The sequence below is a fragment of the Pseudomonas sp. PLB05 genome, assembly GCF_021106615.1.
GTDB lineage: Bacteria > Pseudomonadota > Gammaproteobacteria > Pseudomonadales > Pseudomonadaceae > Chryseomonas > Chryseomonas benzopyrenica.
Genome location: NZ_JAJOHO010000001.1, coordinates 124,107 through 141,171, shown reverse-complemented (window position 1 = coordinate 141,171; position 17,065 = coordinate 124,107). Strand labels below are relative to the sequence as shown.

Sequence of the window (17,065 nt, the reverse complement as noted above, 5' to 3'; positions counted from 1 at the left end):
TGAAGGAGGACCCCAGGATTTCCACGGGCGCTCCCGCCCTGGCCAACGGCCGCCCGGCTGTCGGCCCTGGCGATCTTCCAGGCGGGCGGCGCAGTCGTACCTGCAGGACCGGTCCCTCCGGTCGCCTACCAGGATCCCACCATGTCCAGACCCGCCCTCAGCCGCCTCGCCCTGGCCACGCTATTGACCGCCCTGCCCCTGGCCCCTGCCACCTTTGCCGCCGAGTCCAGCGCCAAGCTGGAAAAGGTCGCCAGCTTCGATCACCAGGTCACTGGCGTCACCGTCAGCGAGAACGGTCGGATCTTCGTCAACTTTCCGCGCTGGACCGAAGACAGCGAGGTCTCGGTCGCCGAACTCAAGTCCGACGGCAGTCTGGTGCCCTATCCGGATCCGGCCTGGAACGGCTGGCGCAATGCCAAGCGCGATGAGCTAACGCCAGGCAACCACTGGGTGTGCGTGCAATCCGTGGTGGCCGACGGCCGTGGCAATCTCTGGGTGATCGACCCGGGCGCCCCAGCCCAGGCTCTGGTGGTGCCCGGTGCACCCAAGCTGGTCAAGATCGACCTGGCCAGCAACCAGGTGAGCAAGGTCTATGCGCTGGACGAGAGCGTGGCGCCCCAGGGCAGCTATCTCAACGACATGAGATTCAGCCCGGACGGTCGCCATGCCTACATCACCGACTCCGGTGCCCGCGGCGCCCTGGTGGTGCTGGACCTGGAGAGCGGCAAGGCCCGCCGCGCCCTGGATAGCGACCCCAGCACCCAGGCCGAGAAGGGCGTCAAGGTCAAGGCCGACGGCAAGCCGCTGATGCGCCCCGATGGCCGCGGCGTGGAATTTTCCGCCGACGGCATCGCCCTTTCCCCGGCCGGTGACTACCTCTACTGGCAAGCGGTCAAGGGCAACACCCTCTATCGCATCGCCACCGCCAGCCTGCAGAGCGACGACCTCGCCAGCCTGTCGGCCAAGGTGGAAAAGGTCGGTGAGAACGGTCCGGCCGATGGCCTGCTGATGGATCCGCAAGGGCGCCTCTATGTGAGTGCCGTGGAAGAGCATGCGGTGAAGATCCGCGAGAACGGCCAGCTCACCACCCTGGTACAGGACAAGAAGTTGATCTGGCCGGACACCTTTGGTCGCGGTCCGGATGGCACCGTCTATGTCACGGACTCGCGCATCCCCGAGATGAATTTCTTCGATCCCAAGCAGAAGCCGGCGCTGGAAACCGTGCTCTACAAGATCGTCCCCAACTGACGAACAGAGCCGCAGGTGCCTTGCCCTGCGGCCCTCGCCTGCTCCAGCATGGGCGTTTTCGCCGTTGGAAAACCCCATGTCCCGCCTGCTGCCGCTGCTCTGCTGCCTGTTCCTCGCACTGCCCGCTCACGCCGGCACCTACCTGCAACGTCTGCTGGACAAGCCGGTGCAGGGCGGTGTCGCCGTGGTCCCCATCCCCGGTGACGCCGCGCCGCGGGTGCGCTACCAGGGCAAGCCGGTGCTGGTGGTCAAGGATGGCAATGGCTGGGTGGCCATCGTCGGTATCCCCCTGGGCACGGCCACAGGCCGCCAGCCATTGGAGGTCGCCGGCGCCGCGCCCCAGGCCTTCACGGTTGGCAGCCGCCACTACGCCGAGCAGCGCATCACCCTGAAGAACCAGCGTCAGGTCACGCCCAATCCCGAAGACCTGAAGCGTTTCGAGCGCGAACTGGCCGAGCAGCAGGCCGCCTACCGACTGTTCTCCCCCAACCAGCCCAGCAATCTGCTGCTGGACAAACCCGTGGACGGCCCGCTCTCCAGCCCTTTCGGCCTGCGCCGCTTCTTCAACGGCCAGGAGCGCAACCCACATTCGGGGCTGGACTTCGCCGTGCCCGCCGGCACCCCGGTCAAGGCCCCGGCCGCCGGCAAGGTGGTGCTGGTGGGCGACTACTTCTTCAACGGCAAGACGGTGTTCGTCGACCACGGCCAGGGGCTGATCAGCATGTTCTGCCACCTGTCCCGCGTCGACGTCCAGGTCGGCCAGGAGATGCCCCGCGGTGGCGTGGTCGGTCGCGTCGGCAGCACCGGGCGCGCCACCGGTCCGCATCTGCACTGGAACGTCAGCCTCAACGACGTGCGCGTCGACCCGAGCATCTTCATCGGGGCCTTCAAGCCCTGATCGACAACAAACAATTGGTTGCAGTCAGGGGCATTGCCAGGCGTCCGGCGCTGGCTTAAAAGAGACGCCCTCCTCTGCCCAGACCTGGAACCGCCATGACCCCAAGACCCCGCTTCGGCAGCGCCCTCGGCAGCATCCTACTGGTCGCCGCCGCCTGCTACCTGCTCGTGGGCTTCTCCCAGGGCTTCGTCTTGTCGGCCTGGTCCTGGCGCACCTGGGTGGTCTACGCCGTGCTGGTCAGCGTCTATCCCATCGGCCTCTACGCCGGCTGGTGGAAGAAGCGCGAGCCGGCGGAGCGCTAGGCGGGCTACCGCCAGCCGTGGCGGGCATAGGCCCGTTTCAACCGCTCCTCGCGCGAGCTGAACAGATCGCCATCCGCCAGGCCGCTCGCGGCCAGTAGCCGGTCTTCCAGCTCGGTCTGGCTTTCGAGCCGACCGTCCGGGTGGATATGCGTCACCGCCAGGCCTCGCTGCATCAGACAGGGCGCTACCAGCAGGCCACGATGACAGGTTAGGGGATCGCGCTCGGCGCACAGCAGGGCGATCCGCCAGCGCGCCTGGCCCTGCTCCAGGCGCAGCAGTCCCTGCTGAAAAAGCGCGCTGGCGGCCAGAAGGTCATAACGTACCTGCCCGTCCTCGTAGTGCGCCGGATCCGGGCTGCGCGCACCCAGCTCCCGGCCCAGGAACACATAGGCGAGCCCGGCCGCGGCCAGCCCCTCGCGCAAGGCCTCCCGGCGATACTGGGGCACATGACGGCTATAGGGTTGCGAGCGCACATCGGCCACCGCCGTCACCCCCTGCGCCTGCAGCAGTTCGACATAGCGCGCCAGCGGATGATTGGAATGGCCGAGGGTCAGGATCATGGCCGCTCAACGCCGGGAGTCGAGGCGATACAGCCCGCCGATGGGGCACTCCAGGCGGTTGCCCCGGGCATCGGTGGAGACCAAGAAGTCGCCCGGACGCAGGCCGGCGGCTCGCGAGCGATAGCCCAGCCGATTGCCGGCGGCCAGGTTGCGGCAGGGCACGGCGAAGTCCACCAGATAGGCGCGGCCGAGCCCGGTCCCCAGCGCCAAATGGCGGGTGTCCAGGTAGTGCCAGCCGGAGAGATCGAAGCCCAGGATGGTGTCCACGGCAGCGCCCTGCCGATAGCCCAGATCGGCCAGGCGATCATCCAGGGTCGGTGGAGCGAAGGGACGCCCGGCGCACCCGGCGAGCAGCAGTGTTGCGGCGACGGTAAGAAGAGCAGCTAAGGGACGCATGGATATCTTCCTGAAAGGGCTGAACCTAGGACCGACCGCAGATGACGAATACGGCAAGCAGGGCGCAGCTTTGCTAACGTGGCGTCCGTAGTATCCCGTCAAGAGACCCCCTATGCCCACGGCCCTGACCCGACTGATCGACGACCTCGAAAAACACCCTCAACTGCTCACCCTGGTCGCCTGCCTCGGCCTGTTGCTGGCGGCCTGGGTTCTCAACTGGATCGTCAAGCGCATCCTGGTGCGCGGCTTCTATCGCCTGCTGCGCAGCACCTCCTTCGGCCAGGATCACGAACTCAATCACCACAGGGTCATCGGCCGGCTGGCCAACATCGTCCCGGCCCTGGTGCTCTCGATCGGCATCGAGCTGGTGCCGGGTCGCCCCGATGCCCTGGTCACCGTGGTGCAGAACGTCTGCAGCGCCTTCATCGTGCTGACCATCGCCCTGGCCCTGGGCAGCGCCCTGAACATGGTCAACGTGCTCTATTCGCGACGGCCCTCGGCGCGGCTCAAGCCGATCAAGGGCTACGTCCAGGTCAGCAAGATCGTCATCTACGCCATCGCGGTCATCCTGATGATCGCCACCCTGATCGACCGCTCGCCGCTGATCCTGCTCTCCGGCCTCGGCGCCATGGCCGCGGTGCTGCTGTTGATCTTCCAGGACACCCTGCTCTCCCTGGTGGCCAGCGTGCAGATCTCCAGCAACGACATCATCCGCGTCGGCGACTGGATCGAGATGCCCCAGCTCAACGCCGATGGCGACGTCATCGACATCGCCCTGCACACGGTCAAGGTGCAGAACTTCGACAAGACCATCACCACCATCCCCACCAAGAGATTCATCACCGATTCCTTCCGCAACTACCGCGGCATGCAGGAAGCCGGCGGCCGGCGCATCAAGCGGGCGCTCAACATCGACCAGAACAGCGTGCACTTCCTCAGCGACGCCGAACGCGAGCACCTGCACCGCTTCAACCTGCTGGACGACTACCTCACCGCCAAGGAACAGGAACTGGCGGACTGGAACCGCAAGCTGGAAAAGCGCGGCCAGGAACCGGTCAACACCCGCCGGGTGACCAACCTGGGCACCTTTCGCGCCTATGTCGAACGCTATCTGCGCGCCCATCCCGGGGTCCACCAAGGCATGACCCTGCTGGTGCGCCAGATGCCGCTCTCCGGCGAGGGTCTGCCGGTGGAGATCTACTGCTTCACCAACACCACGGTGTGGGCGCAATATGAGGGTATCCAGGGGGACATCTTCGATCACCTGCTCTCCATCCTCCCGGAATTCGGCCTCCATGTATTCCAGCACCCGAGCGGACGCGACTTCCGCGGACGCCTGGAACCACGCGAGGCCATGACCTCCCTGGGCGAACCGGGCACTCCGGCACCCTGATCGTCCGTCCCCGGCCTAAGGAAAGACCATGATCGTCGTCCACCACCTGAACAACTCCCGCTCCCAGCGGGTGCTCTGGCTGCTCGAAGAGCTCGGCATCGAGTATCGGGTGCAGCGTTACGAACGGGCCGCCGGCGGGCTGTTCGCGCCGCCGGAATTGCGCAAGGTGCACCCGCTGGGCAAGTCGCCGGTGATCGTCGACGGCGACCTGACCCTGGCCGAATCCGGTGCCATCGTCGACTACCTGGCGCGGCGCTACGGGCCGCAACTGCTGCCGGCCCAGGACAGTCCCGAGTTCGTGCGCTACACCTACTGGCTGCACTACGCCGAAGGCTCGGCCATGACACCGCTGCTGCTCAAGCTGGTATTCGACCGCATCGCCACCTCGCCTATGCCCTTCTTCGCGAGACCCATCGCCAAGGGCATCGCCGCCAAGGCTACCGCGAGCTTCATCCAGCCCCAGCTGGACCTGCACCTGGACTACCTGGAAAGCCAGCTGGGCACCAGCGGCTGGTTCGTCGGCGACAGCTTCACCGCCGCCGACATCCAGCTCAGCTTCCCCCTGGAAGCCGCCGCCGCCCGCGCCGGCCTCGACAACGGCAAGCGCCCCAGGCTGGTGGACTTCCTCAAGCGCATCCATGTCCGCCCGGCCTATCAGCGGGCGCTGGAACAGGGCGGCCCCTACGTCTACGCCTGAGACTCGAACGCCGATACCGGCACCCCGTAGGTTGGGCTGAGGCAGCTCCATCGCCGAAGCCCAACAGACACAGTGTTGGGCTTCGCTGACGCTCAACCCAACCTACGCCGCATCCGGCTGCCTCGACAGGCCCCCTCTCCCCCTGGGCGAGGGTTGGGGTGAGGGTCCCCTCCCTCACTGCCGCATCGGCATCCGATCGACCGTGCCGAACAAAGCCTTGAGCGACCACCCCTGCTCTTCGCGCACCTTGACGCCACCATCCTTGCCCACCAGATAGAGCGTCGCCGGCTGCCCGGCGCGCGCGTCAAGCGCCTGGAGCAGCGCCTGGCTTTGTTCCGGGCGCAGCGGCTGGTCGTTGCGGCTGCCAACGCCGACCACCACGGTATAGAGCACCATGTCCCGCTCGACGAAGGCTTCGCGATTCGCTGGCTGCGCCAGCTCCTCGCGCAGCTTCACCACCTGGGGATCGTTCGCCGTCGGCGCGACCAGGATCAGCGGTCGGGTCTTCCAGCGTTCCGCCTCCAGGGGGTTGTCGGCCGCCTGGGCCGTCGAGACCAGACCGGCGATCAGGGTGGTCGCCAGGCCTACCAGCGCGAGGGTCTTCATGGACGCTTTCCTTCCGTTCGGTTGCCAAGAGTCGTCCAGCATTGACCTCGGTCCGGCGTCAGGGATCGCCCTGGCGATTTCGGGTTACACAAAAACCGCCCGGCCCGCTGTTCATAAATCACCAATAGGAAGCCCCACATAGCAATAAATCGTCAGAAAAAAGATCTAGGCGACCATTCCTGCCAATTTTAAAAAGAAGATTGCGAGCCCTACACTGAGCGGACTACCGTTAGCGCCATGCACAACGCCCATACCCTCATCCTCCTCCGGCAGCACCGCTGCCTGCGACTGGTCAGTCCACGACTGCGAAGCTCGACCGCGCTCGCTTCGTAAGTCCCGACCACGCCCAAGGAAAGAATCGCCATGACCATGCTCAAAGATCCCTCGCAGAAGTACCGTCCCTTCACGCCCGTCGCCCTGCCCGACCGCACCTGGCCGGACAAGGTCATCGACAAGGCGCCGATCTGGCTGTCCACCGACCTGCGCGACGGTAACCAGTCGCTGATCGAGCCGATGGACGCCGAGAAGAAGATGGCCTTCTTCAAGTGCCTGGTCGCCGTGGGCCTGAAGGAGATCGAGGTGGGCTTCCCCTCCGCCTCCCAGACCGACTTCGATTTCGTCCGCGAGCTGATCGAGGGCGGGCACATCCCCGATGACGTCACCATCCAGGTGCTGACCCAGGCCCGCGACGACCTCATCGAGCGCACCTTCGAGTCGCTCAAGGGCGCCAAGCGCGCCATCGTCCACTACTACAACGCCTGCGCACCGAGCTTCCGCCGCATCGTCTTCAACCAGGACCAGGCGGGCGTCAAGGCCATCGCCGTGGCCGCCGGCCAGACCATCGTGCGCCTGGCCGCCGAGCGCCCGGAGACCCAGTGGGGCTTCGAGTATTCCCCCGAGGTGTTCAGCTCCACCGAGACCGACTTCGCCGTCGAGGTGTGCAACGCGGTGATCGCGGTGTTCGCGCCGACCCCGGCCAACAAGCTGATCCTCAACCTGCCCGCCACCATCGAGTGCGCCACGCCCAACAACTACGCCGACCAGATCGAGTGGTTCGGCCGCCACATCGATCGCCGCGACAGCGTGCTGATCAGCGTCCACACCCATAACGACCGCGGCACCGGCGTCGCCGCCTCGGAACTGGCGGTGATGGCCGGCGCCGATCGCGTCGAAGGCTGCCTGTTCGGCAACGGCGAGCGCACCGGCAACGTCTGCCTGGTGACCCTGGCGCTCAACCTCTACACCCAGGGCGTCGATCCCGAGCTGGACTTCTCCGACATCGACGCCGTGCGCAAGACCGTCGAGGAGTGCAACCAGCTGCCGGTACACCCACGTCATCCCTATGTCGGTGACCTGGTCCATACCGCCTTCTCCGGCTCCCACCAGGACGCCATCCGCAAGGGCTTCGCCCAGCAGAAGCCGGATGCGCTCTGGGAAGTGCCCTACCTGCCCATCGACCCGGCCGACATCGGGCGCGACTACGAGGCGGTCATCCGCGTCAACAGCCAGTCAGGCAAGGGTGGCATCGCCTTCCTGTTGGAACAGGAATACGGCATCAGCCTGCCGCGCCGCATGCAGATCGAATTCAGCCAGGTGGTGCAGCGCGAGACCGATCGCCTGGGCCTGGAGATGACCGCGGCGCAGATCCATGGCCTGCTCGAACAGGAATACCTGCAGGCCAAGAGCCCCTATGCGCTGGTCAGCCATAAGCTGCGCGAGGAAGACGGCACCTCCACCGTCGACATCAAGGTCGCCGTCGAGGGTCGCACCGAGCATTGGCACGGTACCGCCAAGGGTCCGTTGGAAGCCTTGGTCGCCTGCCTGCCCCAGGCGGTGGAGATCATGGACTACCACGAGCACTCCATCGGCGCCGGCGCCAATGCCAAGGCCGCCTCCTACATCGAGGTTCGCCTGGAGGGCCAGCGCCCGCTGCATGGCATCGGCATCGACGAGAACATCACCACCGCCAGCTTCCGTGCCCTGCTCAGCGCCCTGAATCGCGCGGTCACCCAGGCCCAGGCCAAGGCTGCCTGAAACTGACATTCGTCAAACTAAAGGGAATACCTGTCGGTGTTCCCTTTTTTTATGGTGCCTCTGCCTAGATACTGATCGCTTTGAGGAATTTCCGCTCCCGCCGTGCAGCGCCACGCCGAAAGCGGTCCGTTACGGACGGTCGATGAACGTATCTTTGCTTCGGTTTCCGCCCGCCCTGGGTAGCGCCTTGGCACTCTGCGGCGTGTTCCTGCTTTCTTCTCTGCTGTGCCTGACACTGACCGGCCAAGATCCCAGTGCGGTACCGGCGCTGTGGTTACCCAACGGTCTGGCGCTGGCGTGCCTACTGCGCAGTCCGCCACGACATTGGCCGCTACAGGCTGGGGCAATCTTGGTTGCCGCCGTTCTGGCGGATCTCCTAACGGGCGGAACAGTGCTGCCTGGTCTGGGATTCGGCGCCAGCAATCTGGCCGAGATCGTGCTGGGCGCGGCGTTGCTACGACGCCAGAGTCTAGCCTTCGATCGCAATGTCGCGGCCATGGGCCGCCTGCTCATCTATGGCGTCCTCCTGCCGCCGCTGCTGGGGGCGGCGTTGGGGACCCTGATGATGGGTCTGACCGGGGAAGCCAGGCTGCTGACCGTTGCTGTGCATTGGTACATCGGCGACGCCCTCGGCCTACTCACGGTATTACCCCTGGCGCTGCTGCGCTGGCCGGTGACGCTGGCCACCTTCACGCCATATGGGCGCAAGGAATTCATCGCCCTGCTGGGCCTGAGCCCCCTACTGGCGATCTGCATCCTGAGCTACCTGCCCTACCCCTTCGTCTACCTGGCGATGCTGCTGCTGATGCTGACCATGCGGCTCACAGTAGCGGGTACGGCGTTGATTGGCGGACTCAACATCTTCCTGCTGGGCAACCTGCTGGCCTACGACCATGTCATCGATCTAACCGGCGCCTCCCTGGCCATCCAGGCGCTCACCTACATACCCGTGGCGTTGATGCAGATTCCACCGCTATTGCTGGCATCAGCAGTGCAACAGAGCCGCCATCAGCATCAGCGGCTGCTGCGCAATCAGGCACGCTATCGGCACGCCATGCAGACCGCGCCCTATGGCATGGCGCTGGTGTCGACCCAGGGGCTGCTGTCGGACGTCAACCCGGCTCTGGAGACCATGCTGGGCTATCCGCGCCATGCCCTCGAAGGCCATCCTCTGGGCGAGCTGCTGGCCGACTCCCGAGCCGAGCCCGACCTTGGCGAACATGAGCAGACGTTGCAACTCCGTCACCATGACGGCCATACCCTCTGGGTGATGATGGCCTGCTCGCCAGACCACAACGACCAGGATCTACTGACGGGCTATCTGCTGCAGGTTCGGGATATTGATGCCGAGCGGCGCGCCGATGAAGTTAGCGCGCATCTGCGCGAGCGATTGCAACTGGCGATTCGCGCCAGCAACGTCGGCATCTGGGAGTGGGACAGCCGCAGCCGTCAATTCATCGCCGATGCCAAGGTTCACCAGCTCTATGGCCTGCCGCTGAGCGATGGCAATTACGAGCTAGCGACCTGGATCGAAGCCCTGCACCCTGAGGATCGCGAAGCCTCCATGAGGCTCTTCCGTGCATCTATCAGCAATCTGTCCTCTTACGAGCACGAGTTTCGGATCGTTCGCCGGGATGGTGCCGTTCGCTGGATCCGTTCTGAAGTCATCGCCATCGAAAGCGGCGACGGCTTTTGCCGAATGGTCGGCAGCAACCGTGACGTCACCGAGCACCATCAGCTGACCACGGCGCTCTACGAGGAAAAGGAACGGCTGCAGGTCACCCTGGCCTCCATCGCCGACGCCGTCCTGACCACCGACGTGGACGGTCGCATCCTCTTTCTCAATCCGGTCGCCGAGCAGCTCACCGGCTGGTCGCTGGCGGATGCCCAGGGGCGCCCCCACGAGGAGGTGTTCCTCATCCACGACAGCCAGAGCGATGAGGTGCTGCCCAGCCCGGTCGCGCGCTGCCTGCGCGAGCAGACCATCACCTCGCTGGACGAGGGCGCGGTGCTGCTCAGCCGCCAGGGTGAAAGGCACGAGGTGCAGGACTCCGCCGCGCCATTACGCACGGTGGATGGCCACATCATCGGCGCGGTACTGGTGTTCCAGAACGTCACCCATGCCCGCAACCTGCAGCGCGAATTGAGCTACAACGCCTCCCACGACGCCCTGACCGGACTCTTCAACCGCCTGAAGTTCGAGCAGGAGCTGGACGCCGCCTGGCAACAGGCCCAGACCGGCACCACCCAGCATGCGCTGTGCTTCATCGACCTGGATCGCTTCAAGGTGGTCAACGATTCCGCCGGCCATGCCGCGGGCGATCTGCTGCTGCGCGAGCTGGGCACCCTGCTGCGCGATTCCCTGCGTGGCTCGGATGCCGTGGCGCGCATCGGGGGTGACGAATTCGCCCTGCTGCTGCGTGATTGCAATCTGGTGCAGGCCGAGGCCGTCGCCGAAAAGCTCATCGCCAGCATTGGCGCCGTGCGCTTCAACTGGCAGAGCCGGATCTACGACGTCGGTGCCAGCGCCGGCATCGTCGCCATCACCGCCGAGACCCGCAGTCCGGCCGAATTGATGAGCCAGGCCGATGTGGCCTGCTACACCGCCAAGCATGCCGGGCGCAATCGTGCGGCGCTCTATCGCGCCGGCAGCGAGGACGTGGAGCGCCAACACCGCGAGATCCTCATGGCCAGCGGCCTGCGCGAGGCCCTGGAGCAGCACCGCTTCGAATTGCACGCCCAGACCATCGTCCCCACCCGTAGCCGCGGCAGCGCGGCGCAGCATGTCGAGTTGCTGCTGCGCCTGCGCGATGTCCAGGGCCAACTGATCTCGCCGGCCACCTTCATCCCGGCCGCCGAACGCTTCGGTCTGATGAGCAGCATTGACCGCTGGGTGGTACGTCAGGTGCTGGTCGAACTGGTGCCCTGGCTGCAGGCACGGCCCCACCTGCACGTGGGCATCAATCTCTCGGGCAACAGCCTGAGCGATCCCGACTTCCTGCCCGAATTGCTGGAGCTGATTGCCGCCTCGCCGCTGGATCCGCAGCGCCTGCTCTTCGAGCTGACCGAGACCGCGGTGATCAACAAGCTGTCGGTGGCCTCAGCGCTCATCAGCCAGGTGCGCGAACGCGGCTGCCGCATCGCCCTGGACGACTTCGGCGCCGGCCTCAGCTCCTTCGCCTACCTCAAGCATTTCCGCGTCGACTACGTGAAGATCGACGGCAGCTTCATCCGCACCCTCGACCAGGATCCGCTGGATCGTGCCATCGTCGAGTCCATCAACCAGGTCGCCCACCACCTGGGCGCCGAGACCATCGCCGAATTCGTCGAATCCCAGGCTACCTTCGAGTTGCTCGGCACCATCGGCGTGGACTACGCCCAGGGCTATGCCCTCGGCAAACCCCTTCCTCTGCGCGAGTGGCCGGGGCCGTCGCGTCTCGAACCTTGAGTCGTGGCCATCGGTCGTAACCTGCATGACTTCTCCAACCCGATGAGGATCCCATGCAAACACGTACCCTTGGCCATTCAGACCTCCAAGTGCCGCCGCTCTGCTTTGGTGGCAATGTCTTCGGCTGGACGCTGGACGAGGCCCAGTCCTTTCGCATGCTGGACGCCCTGCTCGAAGCGGGTCTGAATTTCATCGACACCGCCGACGTCTATTCGCGCTGGGCACCGGGCAACAGCGGTGGCGAATCCGAGACCTTGCTGGGCAAGTGGTTCGCTCGCAGCGGCAAGCGTGATCAAGTGATCCTGGCCACCAAGCTGGGCATGGATATGGGTGAGGGCCGCAAAGGCCTCAAGGCCAGCTATGTGCAGCAGGCGGTGGAAGCCTCGCTCAAGCGTCTGCAGACCGATCGCATCGATCTCTATCAGGCGCATTGCGATGACGAGAACACGCCGCTGGAGGAAACCCTGGGCGCCTTCGCCCGGCTGGTGGAACAGGGCAAGGTGCGGGTGATCGGCGCCTCCAACTACGGCGGCCAGCGCCTGCGCGAAGCGGCCCAGGTCGCCGAACGCCTGGGCGTGCCGGCGTACCAGAGCCTGCAGCCTCACTACAACCTGCATGCCCGTCAGGATTACGAGACCGACCTGGAACCGGTGGTCGAGGAGCTCGGCCTGGGCGTGATCAGCTACTTCTCCCTGGCCAGCGGCTTCCTGACCGGCAAGTACCGCACCAAGGACGACCTGCAGGGTTCACGCGCGGACATGGTCAAGGGCTACCTGGACGAACGCGGCATGGCCATCCTGGCCGGCCTCGACGAGATCGCCGAAAAGCACGACGCCACCCCGGCCCAGGTCGCCCTCGCCTGGCTGATCGCCCGCCCCAGCATCACCGCGCCGATCGCCAGCGCCACCTCCCAGGCCCAGCTCGACGACCTGGTGGCCGCCACCCGGCTGCAGCTACCGGCCGACGACATCACCCTGCTGAATCAGGTCAGCGCCTATCGCTGAGGTGTCGCGACCACCGACGCGCCGGAGCCCCCCGCACGAACAATCCCCTCTCCCTCCGGGAGAGGGTTGGGGTGAGAGAGATACCACGCAGCTGATATCGAGAGTGGAAAAGGCTGCGCCGTTTTCCACGCTACGCACCAGCCACCTCCGCAGCCGCTGATGATCTACCTGGCCGCCAAAGCCAACTTCCCGCTCGAACAACCCCCTCTCTCAGGGAGAGGGTTGGGGTGAGGGCAACCCAAGCAGCTGATATCGAGAGTGGAAAAGGCTGCGCCGTTTTCCACGCTACGCATCAGTCACCTCCGCAGCCGCTGATGATCTACCTGGCCGCTAAAGCCGACCCCCGCTCGGACACCCCCTCTCCCTCAGGGAGAGGGTTGGGGTGAGGGTGGCCGCAGCAGCTGCTATCGAGAGTGGAAAAGCTGCGCCGTTTTCCATGCTACGGCCCTGCCCTACCGCACATAATCCAGCGGCAAAGCCGTGCTGTACTTGATCTGCTCCATGGCGAAGCTGGAGCTGACGTCGAGCAACCCCGGTACCTGGATCAGCCGTTTGTACACACCATCATAGGCGGCGATGTCCGGCACCACGATGCGCATCAGGTAATCCGTGTCGCCGGCCATGCGATAGAGCTCCACCACCTCCGGAATGGCCGCCACCGCCGCGTGGAAGCGCTGCAGCCAGTCCATGGCGTGCTGGTTGGTGCGCACCGAGACGAACACCGTCACCCCCACGTTGAGCTGGCGGGGATCGAGCAGCGCCACCCGAGCGCGGATGACCCCCTGCTCCTCCAGCTTCTGGATGCGCCGCCAACAAGCGGTGGTGCCCAAACCGATGCGCTCGGCGATATCGGCTACCGACCGGGTGCTGTCCTGCTGGAGGATGTCGAGAATGGCACGATCTAAGCGATCCATGAAATGCTTTTCCCCAAAAAGGCTCTACAGAGGAATTCTATTCGCATAGACCCCACAGTTAGCGATCGAAAAGCAAATTCCTTTCGAGATGAAGACGCTAGCCTATTCTCATCTGATCGCTCGAGGCCGCCATGGACGCTTATCCCCTGTATTTCGATTACGCCGCCACCACCCCTGTCGACGATGTCGTCATCGAGGCCATGCTGGGTTGCCTGGGGCGCCAGGGCGTCTTCGGCAATCCCGCCTCCCGCGGCCATGCCTTCGGCAACGACGCCCAGCAGGCTGTGGATAGCGCTCGCCAGCAGGTAGCCGCCCTGGTCGGCGCCCAGCCCGCGCAGCTGGTCTGGACCTCCGGCGCCACCGAATCCAACAACCTCGCCCTGCTCGGCGTGGCCCGTCGTCGCGGGCGCGGCCACCTGATCACCAGTTGCCTGGAACACCGGGCGGTGCTCGATACCGCGGCCCAGCTGGAAGCCGAAGGCTTCGCCGTCACCTACCTGGCGCCGAACGCGGCAGGTCTCATCACCCCCGATGCCGTCGCCGAAGCCTGGCAGGAGGACACCTGCCTGGTCTCGCTGATGCTGGTGAACAACGAGCTGGGCACCCTGACCGACATCGACGCCATCGGCCGGCTGGTCCGCGCTCGTGGCGCCCTCTTCCACGTGGACGCCGCCCAGGCCACCGGCAAGGTCGCCATCGACCTGACCAGCCTGGAGGTCGATCTGATGTCCTTTTCCGCGCACAAGACCTATGGGCCCAAGGGCATCGGCGCCCTCTACGTCGGCCCGCGGGCGGAGGGTGCCCTGCAGGCGCAGATCCATGGCGGCGGCCATGAGCGCGGCCTGCGCTCGGGGACCCTGGCCACTCACCAGATCGTGGGCATGGGCACCGCCTTCGCCCTCGCCGGCCAGGCCATGACGCGGGAGAACGAGCGGCTCGGCCAGTTGCGCGAGCGGTTCCTGGCCGGTGTCCAGAACTTGCCTGGCATGCAGTTGAACGGCTGCGCCCGGCAGCGCATCCCCCATACCCTCAACCTGACCTTCGCCACGCCACTGGACACCGCGGCGCTGCAACGTCAGTTGGCCTTCTCGACGACCTCGGCCTGCAGTTCGGCCAAGGCGGCACCCTCTCATGTGCTCCTGGGCCTGGGCCTATCTGCCGAACAGGCCGCGCGCAGCTACAGATTCAGCCTGGGTCGCTACACCACCGCGGCGGACGTGGACCAGGCCATCGCCCTGATCCATCAGCATGCCGCCCAGCCCGCGCCCTTCTGGGCCTGATCAGTCCAGGCGGAAGGCGTCGGCATCGCGCTGCGCCGGGAAGCGCTCGCGATAGCGGACCAGCTCCGCGGCGGACAGGGTCGTGTGGAAGATACCGGCCGCCGCGCCGACCTCGACCAGGGGTTCACCCTGAAAGTCCAGCACCTGGCTGTCACCGGCATAGGGATGACCGTTGCCGTCACTGCCGATGCGGTTCACCGCGGCGACATAGCAGAGATTCTCGATGGCCCGCGCCGGCAGCAGGCGATTCCAGTGGCCGCGGCGCGGCGCCGGCCAGTTGGCGACATAGAGCAGCAGATCGGTATCGTCCTGGGCGCGACTCCAGACCGGGAATCTCAGGTCGTAGCAGATCAGCGGGCGGATTCGCCAACCCTTGAGCGTCACCACCAGGCGCTGCTCGCCAGGCGCGTAATGCTCGTGCTCGCCGGCCATGCGAAACAGATGACGCTTGTCGTAGTGCAGCAACTCGCCTTCGGGCGTCGCCCACAGTAGCCGGTTGCGATGCTGTCCAGCTTCGTCCTGCACGATCAGGCTGCCCGTCACCACGGCGCCGATACGTCGGGCCTGTTCTCGTAGCCAGACGGCGGTCGGCCCATCGGCGGGTTCGGCGAGGGCCGCCGATTCCATGGAAAAGCCGGTGGTGAACATCTCCGGCAGGATGACCAGGTCGGTCTCGCCCACAGCCGTCAGCAGACGCTCGAAATGGGCGCGATTGGCGGCCGGGTCATGCCAGGCCAGTTCGCTCTGCAGCAGCGCCAGGCGCAGGTCCTGGGTGGGGGTCAGATCGCGCATAGCCGCTCCGCTGCCTGACGCAGGGTGTCTTCGCACTTGGCGAAGCAGAAGCGCACCAGGCGCAGGTCAGCGGGCGGTGTCTGGTAGAACACCGACAGCGGAATGGCGGCGACGCCATGCTCGCGGGTCAGCCATTCGGCCATGGCCACGTCGTCCAGATCCGGGCGGATGGCGGAATAGTCCACCACCTGGAAATAGGTGCCGGCGGCGCGCTGGAAGGTGAAGCGCGAGTTGCCCAGGAGGTCGCAGAAGAGATCGCGCTTGGCCTGGTAGAAGGCCGGCAGCTCGCTGAGGTGCTCGGGATGGGCGGCCATGAAGTCGGCCAGGGCGGCCTGGATCGGCGTCACCCCGCAGAAGCTCACGTACTGGTGCACCTTGCGCAACTCGGCCGACAGCGCCGGCGGCGCCACCACATAGCCGGTCTTCCAGCCGGTGACGTGATAGGTCTTGCCGAAGGAGCTGACCACGAAGGCGCGGGCATAGAGTTCGTCGTGGGCGATGACGCTGGCATGGCGCTCGCCGTCGTAGACCAGGTGCTCATAGACCTCGTCGCTGACCAGATAGAGATCGCGCCCGCGGATCAGCGCGGCCAGGCGGTCCAACTCGGCGGCGCTGACCAGGGCCCCGCTGGGGTTGTGCGGGGTATTGAGCACGATGGCGCGGGTACGCGGACTCAGGGCCGCCTCCAGGGCCGTCCAGTCGATACCGAAGCTCGGCAGCGTCAGGGGCACATGCACGCAGCGCCCGCCGGCCAGTCGCACCGAGGGTTCGTAGCTGTCGTAGCAGGGGTCGAAGACGATCACCTCGTCGCCTGGTCGTACCAGCGTCTGCAGGGCGCAGAACAGGCCCTGGGTGGCCCCGGGCACGATGGTGACCTCGGCCTCGGCATCCACCTCGCGGCCATAGAAGGCGGCAACCTTGGCCGCCACCTGCCGGCGCAGCGCCGGCAATCCGGTCATGGGCGCGTACTGGTTGTGGCCGGCCGCGACATGGCGACCGACCGCCGCGAGCAACTCGGCGGGGCCGTCGAAGTCGGGAAAGCCCTGGGACAGATTCAGCGCACCGGTCTGGGCGGCGAGCTGGGACATGCGGGTAAAGATGGTGACGGCGAGGTCGGGAAGCTTGCTCTGGATCATCGCGCGGGCACGGGTCTGGCTGGAAGGAGATCGGCAGACTGCGATTTTTTGCGCGAGAGGGCAAGTAGTGCTATGCCGATCAGCCAGCCAGCGGTCTCGGCATAGCCTGGGTACAAGGCTTGATCCAAACATCCCCTCTCCCTCCGGGAGAGGGCCAGGGTGAGGGCAACCGCAGGCAGTCAGGTTACCCGTTAGCGACGCGAAGGGGCCGAGGCTACGATCTTTTTCACTGCTAGGCCGTCGCAGGGATCACCCTCACCCCAGCCCTCTCCCAAAGGGAGAGGAGGTTGTTTCGTCCACCCGGACGCATCAATGCACCGCCGCTGCCGCGAAGAGGAACCACCGTAGCGTGGAAAA

Annotated in this window: 15 protein-coding genes; 9 read left to right on the top strand and 6 right to left on the bottom strand. The window is 65.8% G+C overall.

The window, feature by feature from the left end:
• Window positions 1-141 precede the first annotated feature (141 nt).
• The 3 genes from LRS53_RS00660 to LRS53_RS00650 all read left to right on the top strand — a co-directional run bounded on the left by LRS53_RS00660 (window position 142) and on the right by LRS53_RS00650 (window position 2,448).
• The gene (locus LRS53_RS00660) at window positions 142-1,248 is read left to right on the top strand and encodes an SMP-30/gluconolactonase/LRE family protein (RefSeq protein ID WP_231354580.1); all 1,107 of its coding nucleotides are present in this window, start codon (window positions 142-144) and stop codon (window positions 1,246-1,248) included.
• A 76-nt stretch (window positions 1,249-1,324) separates the two neighbouring features.
• Window positions 1,325-2,146 carry a M23 family metallopeptidase gene (locus tag LRS53_RS00655; RefSeq protein ID WP_231354579.1) on the top strand — a complete coding sequence of 274 codons (822 nt, stop codon included), beginning with the start codon at window positions 1,325-1,327 and terminating at the stop codon, window positions 2,144-2,146.
• A gap of 95 nt (window positions 2,147-2,241) precedes the next feature.
• Entirely contained in the window at window positions 2,242-2,448 is a 207-nt protein-coding gene (locus LRS53_RS00650) for a hypothetical protein (protein ID WP_064309397.1), read from the top strand.
• Between the two features lie 5 nt (window positions 2,449-2,453).
• Here the strand turns inward: LRS53_RS00650 and LRS53_RS00645 are convergent, their stop codons facing one another.
• On the bottom strand, window positions 2,454-3,008 hold the full coding sequence (locus LRS53_RS00645) for a DUF488 domain-containing protein (RefSeq protein ID WP_231354578.1): 555 nt from the start codon (window positions 3,006-3,008) through the stop codon (window positions 2,454-2,456).
• Between the two features lie 6 nt (window positions 3,009-3,014).
• Window positions 3,015-3,404: a DUF6491 family protein gene (locus LRS53_RS00640; RefSeq protein ID WP_231354576.1), complete on the bottom strand. Its 390-nt coding sequence runs from the start codon at window positions 3,402-3,404 to the stop codon at window positions 3,015-3,017.
• A gap of 112 nt (window positions 3,405-3,516) precedes the next feature.
• Here LRS53_RS00640 and LRS53_RS00635 point away from each other — a divergent pair, with 112 nt between their 5' ends.
• Window positions 3,517-4,797 (top strand): mechanosensitive ion channel family protein, encoded by a 1,281-nt coding sequence (locus LRS53_RS00635; RefSeq protein WP_017640651.1) that lies wholly within the window; start codon window positions 3,517-3,519, stop codon window positions 4,795-4,797.
• 28 nt (window positions 4,798-4,825) lie between these two features.
• Window positions 4,826-5,494, top strand: coding sequence for a glutathione S-transferase family protein (locus LRS53_RS00630; RefSeq protein ID WP_231354574.1), 669 nt, complete (start codon window positions 4,826-4,828; stop codon window positions 5,492-5,494).
• 174 nt (window positions 5,495-5,668) lie between these two features.
• Here LRS53_RS00630 and LRS53_RS00625 read toward each other — a convergent pair whose 3' ends face one another.
• A complete protein-coding gene (locus LRS53_RS00625; protein ID WP_231354571.1) occupies window positions 5,669-6,100 on the bottom strand; it encodes a DUF4174 domain-containing protein in 432 nt (143 codons plus the stop codon).
• Between the two features lie 363 nt (window positions 6,101-6,463).
• On the opposite strand from LRS53_RS00625, the gene leuA reads away from it, so the two are divergent.
• The 3 genes from leuA to LRS53_RS00610 all read left to right on the top strand — a co-directional run bounded on the left by leuA (window position 6,464) and on the right by LRS53_RS00610 (window position 12,586).
• Entirely contained in the window at window positions 6,464-8,134 is a 1,671-nt protein-coding gene (gene leuA / locus LRS53_RS00620) for a 2-isopropylmalate synthase (RefSeq protein WP_231354570.1), read from the top strand.
• Between the two features lie 142 nt (window positions 8,135-8,276).
• Window positions 8,277-11,582, top strand: a complete 3,306-nt coding sequence (locus tag LRS53_RS00615) for an EAL domain-containing protein (protein ID WP_231354568.1) — start codon at window positions 8,277-8,279, stop codon at window positions 11,580-11,582.
• Between the two features lie 53 nt (window positions 11,583-11,635).
• Window positions 11,636-12,586: an aldo/keto reductase gene (locus tag LRS53_RS00610; RefSeq protein ID WP_231354567.1), complete on the top strand. Its 951-nt coding sequence runs from the start codon at window positions 11,636-11,638 to the stop codon at window positions 12,584-12,586.
• A 452-nt stretch (window positions 12,587-13,038) separates the two neighbouring features.
• Here LRS53_RS00610 and LRS53_RS00605 read toward each other — a convergent pair whose 3' ends face one another.
• The gene (locus LRS53_RS00605) at window positions 13,039-13,500 is read right to left on the bottom strand and encodes an Lrp/AsnC family transcriptional regulator (protein ID WP_231354566.1); all 462 of its coding nucleotides are present in this window, start codon (window positions 13,498-13,500) and stop codon (window positions 13,039-13,041) included.
• Between the two features lie 131 nt (window positions 13,501-13,631).
• On the opposite strand from LRS53_RS00605, the gene LRS53_RS00600 reads away from it, so the two are divergent.
• Entirely contained in the window at window positions 13,632-14,780 is a 1,149-nt protein-coding gene (locus LRS53_RS00600; protein WP_231354565.1) for an aminotransferase class V-fold PLP-dependent enzyme, read from the top strand.
• Here the strand turns inward: LRS53_RS00600 and LRS53_RS00595 are convergent, their stop codons facing one another.
• Window positions 14,781-15,572 carry an amidohydrolase gene (locus tag LRS53_RS00595; RefSeq protein WP_231354564.1) on the bottom strand — a complete coding sequence of 264 codons (792 nt, stop codon included), beginning with the start codon at window positions 15,570-15,572 and terminating at the stop codon, window positions 14,781-14,783.
• Complete coding sequence (locus LRS53_RS00590) at window positions 15,560-16,708, bottom strand: pyridoxal phosphate-dependent aminotransferase (RefSeq protein ID WP_231354563.1); 1,149 nt, start codon at window positions 16,706-16,708, stop codon at window positions 15,560-15,562. The genes LRS53_RS00595 and LRS53_RS00590 overlap by 13 nt, the downstream gene beginning before the upstream one ends.
• Window positions 16,709-17,065: the final 357 nt, after the last annotated feature.